At 72.0% G+C, this 12,342-nt stretch carries 10 protein-coding genes; all 10 read right to left on the bottom strand.

What is annotated here, in order from left to right:
* Positions 1-9: 9 nt before the first annotated feature.
* Positions 10-612, bottom strand: a complete 603-nt coding sequence (locus ABZZ74_RS11695) for a hypothetical protein (RefSeq protein ID WP_356763604.1) — start codon at positions 610-612, stop codon at positions 10-12.
* Positions 578-1,390, bottom strand: a complete 813-nt coding sequence (locus ABZZ74_RS11690) for an FkbM family methyltransferase (RefSeq protein WP_356763748.1) — start codon at positions 1,388-1,390, stop codon at positions 578-580. Before ABZZ74_RS11690 ends, ABZZ74_RS11695 begins: the two co-directional genes overlap by 35 nt.
* 14 nt (positions 1,391-1,404) lie before the next feature.
* Positions 1,405-1,629: a Trm112 family protein gene (locus ABZZ74_RS11685; protein ID WP_356763602.1), complete on the bottom strand. Its 225-nt coding sequence runs from the start codon at positions 1,627-1,629 to the stop codon at positions 1,405-1,407.
* Complete coding sequence (locus ABZZ74_RS11680) at positions 1,626-2,531, bottom strand: hypothetical protein (RefSeq protein WP_356763746.1); 906 nt, start codon at positions 2,529-2,531, stop codon at positions 1,626-1,628. The genes ABZZ74_RS11685 and ABZZ74_RS11680 overlap by 4 nt, the downstream gene beginning before the upstream one ends.
* A 22-nt stretch (positions 2,532-2,553) precedes the next feature.
* On the bottom strand, positions 2,554-3,294 hold the full coding sequence (locus tag ABZZ74_RS11675; RefSeq protein ID WP_356763600.1) for a class I SAM-dependent methyltransferase: 741 nt from the start codon (positions 3,292-3,294) through the stop codon (positions 2,554-2,556).
* The gene (locus ABZZ74_RS11670) at positions 3,291-4,682 is read right to left on the bottom strand and encodes a condensation protein (protein WP_356763598.1); all 1,392 of its coding nucleotides are present in this window, start codon (positions 4,680-4,682) and stop codon (positions 3,291-3,293) included. Before ABZZ74_RS11670 ends, ABZZ74_RS11675 begins: the two co-directional genes overlap by 4 nt.
* Positions 4,679-9,190 carry an alpha-(1->3)-arabinofuranosyltransferase family protein gene (locus tag ABZZ74_RS11665; protein WP_356763596.1) on the bottom strand — a complete coding sequence of 1,504 codons (4,512 nt, stop codon included), beginning with the start codon at positions 9,188-9,190 and terminating at the stop codon, positions 4,679-4,681. The genes ABZZ74_RS11670 and ABZZ74_RS11665 overlap by 4 nt, the downstream gene beginning before the upstream one ends.
* On the bottom strand, positions 9,187-9,921 hold the full coding sequence (locus ABZZ74_RS11660) for a class I SAM-dependent methyltransferase (RefSeq protein ID WP_356763594.1): 735 nt from the start codon (positions 9,919-9,921) through the stop codon (positions 9,187-9,189). The genes ABZZ74_RS11665 and ABZZ74_RS11660 overlap by 4 nt, the downstream gene beginning before the upstream one ends.
* Positions 9,918-11,069: a glycosyltransferase family 4 protein gene (locus ABZZ74_RS11655; protein WP_356763592.1), complete on the bottom strand. Its 1,152-nt coding sequence runs from the start codon at positions 11,067-11,069 to the stop codon at positions 9,918-9,920. The genes ABZZ74_RS11660 and ABZZ74_RS11655 overlap by 4 nt, the downstream gene beginning before the upstream one ends.
* 194 nt (positions 11,070-11,263) lie before the next feature.
* Positions 11,264-12,241, bottom strand: a complete 978-nt coding sequence (locus tag ABZZ74_RS11650; RefSeq protein ID WP_356763590.1) for a DUF3068 domain-containing protein — start codon at positions 12,239-12,241, stop codon at positions 11,264-11,266.
* Positions 12,242-12,342 lie beyond the last annotated feature (101 nt).

Here is a 12,342-nt window from a genome sequence, read left to right as displayed (position 1 = left end):
GCCGGCGGTTCAGCCGTTGACGGCCACGCGCTGCAGCAGGCCCCAGGTGAACTCCGCGACCACCTCCCGCCGTGTCGTCCCCTCCTCGTCCGGGGCCGTGAACGCCAGGCCCCAGCGGGTGGGGGCCGTGCCCTCCAGGGGGCGGGCGGGGGCGAAGGCGCGGGCGGTCTCGTCGACCGTGCAGGACCAGGGGGTCAGGTCGGCGATCGTCCTGAGCAGCGGTCCCCGGGCGTGCGGCGCGCGGATCAGCCACTCGTTCCAGACCGCGCCGTTGGGGGCGAGCAGGACCTCGAAGCGCAGGTCGGGCCAGAGGGGGACCGGCCACAGCAGGGCCTCGCAGTCCAGGTCGCCGATCCGGCGCTGCACCACCGACTCGGGTGCGCCCAGGACGGAGCGGTAGCGGGAGGCCGCCGCACGGGACCGGGAGGAGTGCAGCATCGCCTGCCAGCGCTTGTTGGCCTCCCGCATGTCCGCGATGGAGACGCCCAGCGTGTGCCGGGCGTCCTCCACCAGGTCCGGGTTGTGGTCGGCCATGCGGCGCAGCAGGACCAGTTGGAAGTCGAGGGGAGTGAAGGGACTAGCGGGGCGCTTCGCGGACGGCATGTCCTCCATGGTCGCTCAGGCCACTGACACCGGGGCGGCGGCCGTCCGGGAGGAACAGGACCGAGTTGACGTAGCGCGGGTGGCTGCGGAAGGGCAGGACGCGGCCCAGCAGGCCCTGGGCGACGACGTGCTGGACGGACGCCTGGTGGGCCTCCAGGGGGAAGCGGGCCAGGGGGACCCAGCTGGTGCCGGGCAGCACCCAGCCGTCGTAGCCGAGCAGCGACAGGTACGTCACCACCGGGGCGATCGGCTGGATGCGGGACTCCAACTCCACGAACAGCGCCGGGCGGTCGCGGGACAGGACGCCGGTCGCGCCGCGCAGGACGGCCAGTTCGTTGCCGTCCACGTCGATCTTGATGAAACCGACGTCCCGCAGGCCGAGTTCGTCGAGGGTGACGCACGGGACGTCCAGGGCGCGGGCGTGGATGTCCCGGCGGACCAGGGAGGACACACCCCGGTCGCCCGCGTCGTCCGGCGGCAGCCACAGCCGGGCGATGCCGGGGCGGTCGGAGGCGGCGGCCTGGACGACCCGGACGTTCGGCGGGGCGGCGGAGGTCAGCAGCCGGGCCAGGTGCGGGACTGGCTCGACGGTCACCACCCGGCGGGCCCGTCTCGCCAGACGGCGGGTCCACGGGCCGTACCAGCCGCCGACGTCCACGGCCGTCCGGCAGTCGGCCGGACAGAGCTCGCCGAGACGGGCCAGCTCGGGCTCGAAGCGCGGGTAGACGGCCCGGGCGGTGGCGGCGACCAGCCGGACGGGGAGGAGGGGGGCCAGCCGGGCGGCCATCGTGCGGGTCCGGGTCACTGGGCCATCCGTTTCAAGAGAGCCTCGTGCTCGTCGTCCGACACCTGCTCGCCTGAGGAGGGCAGCAGCTGCGGGATGCCGTCGACGATGGGGTAACGGCGGTGCAGGCGTGGGTTGTAGAGGGCTTCCTCGGCCGCCGGCCCGTCCGGTACGAGCAGGTGCAGCGGGCCCTTGTCCAGCGGGCAGGCCAGGATCCGCAGCAGCGGGTCGTCGGGGTTCATGGTGTCAACTCCTTGGCACCGATGGGGGGTTGTTGTGGTGCGGTGTCGTGCTTGGGCATGGCCAGCAGGACGGAGACGGCGAGCGCGGTACCCGCGAGACGCAGGGCGAGGCGCAGCGGGTCGTGGGGGAGCGCCTCGCCGAACGACAACGTGCCGAGTACGGCGGTGTAGAGACAGGTCACCGTCGTGCACACCGGCACGATCAGCGAGGCCCGGCACCGCTGCAGCGCGGCCTGCGACATGACGAGGCCGAACGCGCCGGTGAACATGAGGATGTACGGGTACGGGGAGCGCAGTACGTCAACGACCGCACCCCCCAGCCCACTTGTGGTGAGATAGCTCGACACGCCCTTGATCGCGAGCGAGCTGACGCCGTACAGCAGGCCCACCGCCACGCCGTACTCCACGCCGGTCGTCGGCGCGCGGTGCCGGTGTCGGGAACGGCGCTCCGCGGCGCCGTACAGCCACACGCCACCCGCCAGCGACGGCACGCACACCAACAGGATCAGCTGGTACGGGGCGCTGCGGCTGACCGTGTCCGAGCCCTCCTTGAGCGAGAGCACGACCATCAGCAGGGCCGCGAGGATCGCGCCGAGGGCGTACCGTTCCCGGCCCGTGGTCTCCTCGCCCAGCAGCCGGGCGGAGAGCAGCACCAGGAGCACCAGGCCGGAGACGAAGATGCCCTGCGCTGCGGCGATCGGAAGCGTCCGGTAGACGACGAGCTGTGCGCCGAAGCCGGAGGCGAGGGCCAGGGAACCGCCGATCCACAGCGGACTGCCCAGCACCAGCCGCAGCAGCCGGGCGGGCTGTCGGATCGACACCTCGGGCAGCGAGGTCAGGGCCCGCTTCTCCAGGACGAAACCGAGGCTGTACAGGGTGTTCGCCATCAGGGCCGCGATCACTCCCCACCACATGGCGCGCCCCCTAGGTCTTCCGCGCGTGCAGCAGAAGGATCGAGGCGAGCGACGGTCTCGAGCAGGCCAGCCGGTCGAGGGTGCGCAGGGGGCGCGGTACGCCGTGGAAGGGGGCCCCTTCCAGTCGTACGACCTCGAAGCCGGACGCGGTGACGAACTCCCGCAGTGCGCGGGCGGTGTAGAGCCGCAGATGACCCACGACCTCCGTCCCGGGCCGCCCGTGGATCCCTCTCAGACTCACCTCGGAGAACACCGGCTGCACGCCCGCCGCCAGCAGGGCGCGGTTGTACCAGGCCGCCAAGTTGGGTGTGGAGAGCATGAGATGGCCCCCGGGGCGCAGGACACGGCGGATCTCGTCGAGGGCCGCGTCGGGGTCGACGAGGTGCTCGATCACCTCGCTGAACAGCACGGCGTCCGCGGAACCGGTCCGGAACGGCAGTCCGCCGCCGGTGAGTTCGCCGCGGATGGTGTACGACAGGTGGGCGCGGGCCCGTCGGAGGGCGTCCTGGGACCAGTCGACGCCGACGATGCGGTGGCCCGCGAGCAGGGAGGCCGCGGTGGCGGCCGCCGTGCCGTCGCCGCAGCCGATGTCGAGGACGGTGCGCGGGGTGCCCCCGCCCGTCGCCGGGCCGAGGGCGCCGGCGAGCATGCGGGCCTGGCGGAGGCTACGGGGGGTGCCGGAGGCGACGGGGACGGACGGGTCCTCGTAGAAGTCGCGGAGGTCCTTGGGGCGGGGGGCGGTGGTCGTCATGGGCTGACCTCCGTCGAGTGCAGATAGTGCTCGAACAGGTCCCTGAGGTGGGCGCCGTCGCCGTGGCTGAGCAGGGCACGCGACCAGCGCAGGGCCAGGTGCAGCCGGCCCGCGGTGGAGGCGGTGGTGACGGTGAGGCCCCGGGGCATGCGGGCGGGGGCCGAGAACCAGACGGCGTGCGCGCGACCGGCCTCCTCGCCGAAGTCCAGGGGGTAGGGGATGCGGCCGATGTTGCTGAGCAGCGTGGTCGAGGTCCAGGGGGCGGCGGCCCGGCGCAGCCCGCGGGTGAGGGCCGCGCGCCAGGCCACGGGGGTGACCGGGGCGGTCAGCAGGGCTGCCCCGTGGCCGAGTTGGGGGCGGGGGAGGGATTTGAGGGCACGGGTGCGGGTCGCTGTGCGCTGCAGGAGGCCGGGCATGTCGGAGGCTCTGTGCGCGCCCAACTCCTCTGTTGAGAACGGGACTTCGACCAGCCGGGTGCCGTTGCCGATGGGCATGGTGGCGTCCCTGGGGCGGTCGTCCACGGGCATGGTGATGCGGAGGGGGCGGGGCTCCGCGCCGTGTTCCCTGTTCCAGTGGGCGATGGTGAGGGCGGTGGTGACCATCAGCTGGTCGTTCACCGTGTAGGGGGAGCCCTTGGGGCGGTGGGGGAGGGGGAGGTCGGTGACGAGCATGCCGTTGCCGGGGGACGGCTCGGGGGTGCCGGGGGCCACGCGGGCGGGCGGGGACCAGTTGGAGGGAGTCTCTGCGGTGGGCGGCGGGGATTCGGGGGTGCGGACGGGGGGTGCGGCGGGGGAGTTGTCCTGGCCGCCGTAGAGCTCGGCGGCGGTGGCGAGGACGCGGAGGCAGGCGGGGCCGTCCAGGGCGGTGTGGTTGATGGTGAGGAAGAGGACGATGCCCTTGCCCGCGGTCGCGTCGGGCCGACGGGGCGTGGCCGCGGGGGCCGCGCCGACCGCGTCCGTGGCCTCGCTGCCCTCCACCGGTCCCGGGCCCTCCACCACCTCAAGGCGGATCGGTGGGGACAGGGTCAGGGGCGGGGCCGTCGTCAGGGCGCGGGTGCGGGCGTCCCGGAGCGCGCCGCGTCCGCCCGGCGGGAAGGTGACCACCTCGACGTCCGGTTCCGGCGTCAGCTCCCACTCGTAGCGGCGCCGGTACCAGTGTCCCGGCGCCTCGCGCATCAGGATGCGCGGGTGGCGGCGCAGGGCCTCGGCGAACGACGCCCGCAGACGGTCGCGGTCGAGCCGGCCCGGGAGATGGACCTCGATGTGGACCGTCTCCGGTTCCTCCTCCTGGAGGCAGTGCCGGGCGACCTCGTCCACGACCGGGAACGGTATGCGGACCGGCGGCCGCACCGGTCCGTCGGCGCGAGCGGGGTGCTCCAGTGCGGTCATGACGTTGCCCTCCCCCTGCCGTCCTCCGGCTCCTGCTTCTCCGTGGGCGGCCCCGGCTTGCGCGAGGGGAACCGAGTGGTCGGCGGATCGGACTCGACGGCTCCGGGCCCGCGCGCGGACACGGTGTTGCCGGAGGCGGACGGCTCGCCGCTCAGTCCGGACTCCGGCGTCCGCTCTCCCGGAGTCCGCAGTTCGCCCTCCCTCTCCCTCTCCGTCTCCCTCTCCCTCTCCCTCTCCGTCTCCGTGTCCGGTGTGCGTTGTCCGATCTCCCGGCGGCCGCGTCTCGGCAGAGTCTGTGTCGGTGCCTCCGAGCCTGGTGTCGTTCCGGTCGTGAGGCCCGTCGCGCTGCCCGCTGTCGCAGGGGGCAGGATCGCTGTGGAGCCCGGGCCCTCGTCCGGCTCGCGTACGGCGACCACGCCGGCGAACAGGCCAATGAGCGCCAGGAGTTGGGCTGGATGGCCGAACGCGCCGTGGCCCGCGCCCGGGGGCTCGCCGGCGCCCGTCGCCGCCGCGATGCCGGCGCCCGCGAGGGCGACGAAGGCGATAGGGACGAGCAGGGTGTGCCGGCGGTACGCGAGCAGTGCCAGGGCAGGGACGAGCAGGGCGAACCAGCCGGCGATCAGTACGGCCACCACCGTCAGGGCCACCGTGCCGAGCCACAGACCCGGCAACGGGGCGACCCGCTGCGGCTGGTCGGGGTTGGGCTCGCGGCGGCGCCAGACGACCAGGCCGATCAGCACCGCCAGCCCCACCGCACCGCCGATCAGTCCGGCCTTGTACGTCGTCGCGGGCTCGTACGACAGCTTGACCGTGCCGCCCGACCCGGCCGGGACCCGCCAGCCCTGCTGCCAGCCGTCGAGGCGGACCGGGGTGAGTTCCTTGCCGTTCAGCGTGGCCTTCCAGCCGTCGTTGTAGTTCTCGTACGTCGTCAGGTACGTCGCCGCGCCCGAGCCGACGGTCACCTCGCGGCGGTCGCCCAGCCAGTCCCGTACGGTCAGTTGGCGGGACGCGGCCGTGGTCTGGGTCGCGACCGTGCCCCGGGTCAGCGTGACGTCCGTGAGCGCGAGCGGTCCCGCGTCCCCCGCCTCCAGCCGGTGGGTGCCGGACGTCAGCTCCAAGTCCGCCTCGGCCACGCCTTCCTGACAGAGCGTCACCTCCACCTGTCGGCGCTGCGTCAGATCCCGTACGGTCCCCTTCACGGCCGTCTGGTACAGCTTCCCGTCCACCGCCACGTCCGGCCCCTCCCCGCACGGCAGGGAGAAGGTCCGGCTCGCGCTCGGCTGCCGGGTGCGGTACTGGTCCAGCGCCGGGATGTACGCCTCGGAGAAGCCCACGGGGAGTTGCAGGTTCTCGTCGGCGACCGGGTTGTGCAGGGTCAGCGGCGCCGTCCGGGTGACCGTGATGTCCAGCCGGTCGGTGGTGATCGGGTCGAAGCGGACCACGCCGTTCTCGTCCACGCCGGCGATCGTCGCGCCGTCCGGGGAGCTGATGTCGACCTGGGCGGCCCGGGTCGACAGCCCGCCGGCGGGTGCCAGCACGACCTCCCCGATGGGCTGTTTGCCGTTCCAGCTGAGGTGGATGGTGGGCCGGTCGCCCGCGATCCACGCGGTGGTCAGGTCACCGTCGGTGAGGTTGCGCGCGGTCAGACCCGCGCCGAGGGCCGCCGTGGAGTCGGCGGTCGCCACGATGCGGTTCTGCTGGTCGGGGGCGACCCGGTAGAGCAGCTTGTCCAGCTCCTCACCGGTCACCGGCGCCGCGTCGGCCTTCATCGTGTACGTCCCCGCCGTGGGCGTGGTGAAGGAGCGGTGCAGCCCGTTCTCCGTGCCGGTCGCGGAGAGGCCGGTGGGGTCGGGGGCGCGGTGCAGGGAGATCTCCGTGGCCGAGGCGTCGGCGCCGTCGGCGTCCGTCGGCAGCCGCAGCACTCGCGTCACCTGGACGTGCGGCAGGGCGATCTCCGAGAAGCCCGCCCCGGTGAGGCCGGTGTGGCGCGCCACCGAGTCGACGATCGTGAGCTTCATCCAACTCGTCCCGCCCGCAGGCGCCTTGATGCTCTGAGTCTGGCCGTTCGGCTGCAGGAAGCTGGTCCTCGACCCCTTCTCCGTCTCCACCCTCACCTTCGTCGCCGCCGACCGCACGCTCTCCTGCGGCAGCGGGGTGACCTTGAACGAGGACGGCATGTCGTACGTCCCGCTGAAGCCGATCCGCAGCCACTGCCCGTCCGCCGTGTCCGGCGCGCCCTCCGTCCACGCGGTGTCCGGGTTGCCGTCGAAGGCGTTCACGGGGTCGTACTGGGGCAGGTGGAACAGCCAGTTGCCACTGGAGGACGCGGTCACCGTGCGGGCGCCGCGCAGCCGGGCCACCGTCTGGTGGTCGAGGCCCGTGGTGGGGAGGATCTGGTGCGGCTTCCTGCCGGCGTCCTGCGTGGCGTCCGGTGAGTTCCGCTCCGAACTCGTGTACGTGTAGGACGTGTTGGCGCTGACGAGCCCGAACCGGGTGTCCTGGCGCCGCAGTCCGTCGCCGACGATCTGCAGGGACGGGGTGCCGAGGCCGGGCGTGTTGTCGCCGGTCAGCACGGTCGCCCGGTCGCGCAGCTGGGAGGCGAGCGGCAGCAGCGCCTCGGGGCCGCCGGAGACGACGGCCGTGTCGGTCACGGACAGCAGATGCGCCTGGCCGGGGCGCGGGACGTTCTTGTCGGCGGGTTCGTAGATCTCCACCGCGCGCTGACGCGGGTACAGCCCCTCCACCTGGAGCGGGGCGTCATGGGCGATCACGCCCCCCGTCATCACCGGTCCGAAGCCCGTCACCCGGACATACCCGGACTGCTCCAGGGTCCGCTTGACGGTCGTGGTCGGCACCGCACCGATCTGGTTCGGATCGAGGTCGTTGCGGACGACGACGTAGTAGATGCCGGCCCGGCTCAGGTAGTCGGCCAGCCCCGGGACGTCGCTTCCGGAGGCCAGCGCGTCCTCGACCGCGTCCATCGCGCGCCGGTTGCCGGGGGTGCCGAAGGGGACGTAATCCCGTTGTGCCCAGCGGGACTTGGCGAGGACGTCGAGGGGCTGGTCGATGGGGGAGCCCCAGTTGTAGATGCCGTGCGCGGTGGCCGGGACCACCAGGGCACGCGAGTCGGGGGAGTACTTCTCCAGCCAACTCGCCGTGGTCTTCCAGTACTTGGGCAACTCCTGGAAGGAGCCCGGGTTGAGGATCGACCCGTTCAGATACGGCCACAGCAGGCCCGGGAGGATCAGCACCGCCACGATCAGCGGTGCGAACCCGCGGCCCCGCACGGGCCGGGCACCGCGCGGCTCGGTTGCCACGCCCACCAGATGGGCGAGGCCCAGCACCAGCGCCAGGGCGAGGCCCGTCTGGAACTTGTAGATGTTGCGGAAGGGGACCAGCCAGCCGTTCAGCCAGTCCTGCACCACCCCGTGGAAGGGCGCGCCGAACGCGCCGCCGTACCCGGCGAGCAGCACCAGCACGGTCGATACCACGGTCAGCACCAGCCAGCGCCGCTCCGGCATGTCCCGTCGGGCCAGCCCCGCGAGGCCGAGTCCGGCCGCCAGCGCCGAGCAGACGATGACGATCACGGACGCGGCGACCGTCCAGCCGGCCGGCAGCCACGCCTGCCCGAAGTGCAGATACGCGACCCAGTTGCCGGCCCCGCGCAGCGCCTCCGTCGCCGACATGGTGGCCGTCGTCGTCTGCGAAGTCTCCACGTACGGAAGGAAGTTCTCGCCGTAGACGCCGAGCATCAGCAGCGGGATCCACCACCATGCCGTCGCCACCACCACACCCGGCACCCACCACGCGAGGAGCTTCCGTTGCCGTGGACCGGGCGGCCGGGAGAGCAGATACAGCCCCACCGGCAACAGCGAGGCCAGCGTGGAGGCGCCGTTGACGCCGCCCATGAACGGCACGACGAGCGCCGAGCGCAGGGCGGCGATCCGCGCGCTGTAGCGCTCGTCGGTCAGCGGCAGCAGCACCCACGGCAGAAAGGCACCGGGCAGCGCGGCGGCCGACGTGGAGCCGACGACGATCGTGAACATCGGCCACAGCGCGTACGCGACCCCCGCGAGCAGCCGTGATCCGCCGCTGCCGACCCGCAGCCGCTCGGCCAGCCGCAGGGCACCCCAGAAGGCCACCGACACGATCAGCGACAGCCACAGCCGCTCGGCCAGCCACACCGGCAGATGGAGGACGTGCGCCAGCCAGTAGAACGGCAGCATCGGCCACAGATAGCCGGCGTACTGGTCCTGGATCCCGCCGAAGGACCCCTGGTCGTGCCACAACTGCCCCAGGTCGGAGAAGAACGCTCCCGGGTCGACCGTCACACCCAGCTTGGTGTCGAAGGTCTGCCGCCCCGGGTGCACCACCAGGAACAGCACGAACACCACGGCCCAGAACCCCGCCAGCCAGCGCCGCGACCGCGGTCCCTCGGGCGGACCCGCGGTGGCCGCGGTGGTGGGGACGGCTGCCGGAGGGGGAGCCTGGACCGTGGTCGTCGTCATGGTGGACACCGCCGGAGGATGAGAAGGAGGTTCCAGGTGGCCAGCTCCCTGATGCCGGGCGCCTTCACGACGGTCTCGGCGAGGAACGGCCAGTAGCGGGAGCGCGCCGAGACGACCGTGACGTCGTCGCGGGCGCGCACCTGCCGCAGGGTGGTGCCGATGTGGACGGCGAACAGGTTCTCGCCGAGGGTGTGCTTGGCGGGCTTGCCGGTACGGCGCCGGTAGCGGGCGCGGGCCCGCTCGGCGCCGAAGTAGTGCCAGGGCGCCCACTCGTGGCCGCCCCAGGGCGACAGCCAGTTGGTGAACGACACGTAGATCAGGCCGCCGGGCCGGGTCACGCGCGCGAGTTCGCTGAGGAAGGTCTGCGGGTCGGCGACATGCTCCAGCACGTTCGAGGAGAAGGTGACGTCCGCGACCCCGTCGGCGAGCGGCAGCAGATAGCCGTCCGCGATCACGGCGCCGTCGGGCGGCTTCTCACCGAGTTCGCGTAGATCCGGTTCGAAGAGGTACGCGTGCGCGCCCCGCCGCCGGAACTCCTCGGTGAACCAACCGCCACCACCACCGACGTCCACGACCGTACGCCCGGCGACTGACCCGTCGTAGGCCTCGACCTGGTCGGCGGCGTCCCGGGCGAGCAGCCCGTAACAGCCATCGGGGTCGTCCTGTTCGTGGCGGAAGGCACGGAAGAGAGCGACCGAGCGGCGTATCGAGGGGTCCTTGAGGCCGGTCACGGGGACCAGCTCCTCACCGCCTCTGCGGCCACCGCGCGGAACTGTCTGACGGTGCGGTGCCAGCGGAAACGCGCCGCGCGGTCACGTGCCGCCTTGCCCATCGCCTCGCGGCGGCGGCCCGACAGGGCGAGCGTGCACCAGGCCGCGGCGAACGAGGACTCGCCCTGCGCGAGGACACCGGTCTCCCCGTCCACGACGGAGTCCCGCAGCCCCGGCACGTCGAAGGCGACCGTCGGCGTCTCCCGCGCCGCCGCCTCCGTGACGACCAGCCCCCAGCCCTCCACGGCCGAGGGATGCAGCAGCAGCCAGGCGGCGCACAGCAGCCGGTGCTTCTCGGCATCGGAGACATGGCCGACGAACTCCACGCCGGGACCGGCGAGTTGCTGAAGCCGCTCCCGTTCGGGTCCGTCGCCGACGATGACCAGCCGGCCGCCGGTGACCGGCCGCACCCGCTCCCAGAGTCTGAGCAGCAGATCGATCCGCTTGTACTCGACCAGCCGCCCCACCGCCACGAACAGCGGCTCCGGCGAACGGTCGGCGCGGGGGCCCGGCTCCTCCACACCGTTGTGGACGACACGGATGCGGTCCCGTTCGACGCCGATCGCCCGTAGCGCGTGCGCGGTGGAAGGAGAGACCGCGACCAGCAGACTCCGGTGCTGCGCACCGGTCAGCGCCCACTGCTCAAGTCTTCGGCCGAGCCGGGCGGCCGGCGTGAGGGGCCCGCCGAACCGCATCTTCCACAGATCGGTGTGCACATGGTTGACCAGGCACACCGTGGGCCCTTGGTGCCAGTAGGGCGCCAGGTACGGCATGCCGTTGCAGACCTCGACCAGCAGATCGGTCTCACCGACCTGCCGGGCGAAGGCACTGCGGGCGCGCAGATAGTGGGCGAACTCGCCGCCGGCGGAGACGACCCGGTAGTCGCGGTAGGACGCGGGTCCGCCGCAGATCAGGGTCACCTGGTGGCCGTGGGCGGTGAGCCCCTCGGCGAGCCGGTCGACCAGCAGCTCGGAGCCGCCGGCCGCCGGGTTGTCCAGGTCCCGGTGGGCGAGGAAAACGATTCGGCGCGGCTGTGGGGGGAGCGCCGAGAGGTGCTGCGGCGCCCAGGGATGTGCGGCGCGCAGCGGGGAGGGCACGTGCTGGGGCATGGGTGCTCCAACTCGTCTCAGGGTGCGGAACTCAGTGGTGGCTTTCCGGACTCGCTGTGGGGGGACTGAGCTCTTCCTGGGCGGGGGATGTGGACGGGTTGTGCTCGGGTGGGGTTGGACAGTTTTCGCCGTGCCGTTCGCCAGGGCTACTCACCGACGTGACAATTTCCGGCTTTATTAGAACTGACGTCATGTCACATCGTGAGCTGAGGCGCGGATGAATCGGGCGACTCGGGGCGCTTGCGTCCTCGTACCACCAGAGCACCACCAATCGCCGCCAGTACGAATCCGGCCACAGCCGCACCGATCGGCAACGTCTCACCCACCATGCGCAGTTGACCGCTCTCCTTCTTCGCGAGTTTCACCTGGGACTTCTGCGTCTCCGTGGTGAACCCCAGTTTCCGGCTGTCGAGCAGTACGACGGCGTCCTTCTTCGAGCCCGGCGCGCGCAGGGTCCGGCGCGGGCCGACCTGGGCGTAGAGCACCCGGCCGGTGCGCTGGTCGGCGACCAGCTCGATGTCGTGGTTGGAGTACCACTCCTCGGCCAGGACCTGCGGCTTGTTCTTCTGGCCGACGATCGTGCCCGGCACCAGCCGCGTCCCGATCTTCGTGGGCGCGACGGTCCCGGTGAACCGGTAACCCGTGTACCCCTGGACCTTCTTCGTACCCCGGTAGTGCAGCACCACGGTGTCGCCGAGCGAGTTGTCCCACCAGGTGTAGGAGCGTTTGTGCACGTCGAAGGGGAATTTGAGATAGGCGTCGCCCTCGAAGTAGGGATTCTCCTTGCAGCAGTGCACGGGCTGGTTCGTCCGCCGGTTCGTCACCCACCGGTTCAGGAAGAACTCCAGCGCGTCGTGCGGATCGGCGGCCGGCAGCGACTTGTCCGTGTCGACGGTCGTCGTCACGTCCCACACCGCGTCGCCGCTCTTCTCGCTGTCCGCGACGTTGCCGCGCACCTGCTGGGTGACGGTGATCCGCTGGTCGTGCACGGTCTTGATCTCGTCCGTGTCGAAGTAGCTGCCGGTGCCGCGGTACACGGCGGTCGTGTCGATGTCGATCGGGTTCACGGCGGCCCGCGGCTCGACGTACCAGACCAGCATCGGCGCCAGGACCAGCAGAAACGTGCCGATTCCCAGCAGAATCAGAGAGAGGGGTGAGGCTGTACGGCGCATCCGGATACTCCAGGGGCGAAAGGTTGACGGAGTTCGGGCCGCTCTATGGGCCGCAGACCGTAGGCGCCTCTTGACGGGGTGTCAATGCTTGTCGAGACTGG

Source organism: Streptomyces sp. NPDC006476, assembly GCF_040612015.1.
Taxonomy (GTDB): Bacteria; Actinomycetota; Actinomycetes; order Streptomycetales; family Streptomycetaceae; genus Streptomyces; species Streptomyces griseorubiginosus_B.
Note: the sequence above shows the minus strand (reverse complement) of the source record. Positions and strands in the feature narration are given on the sequence as shown.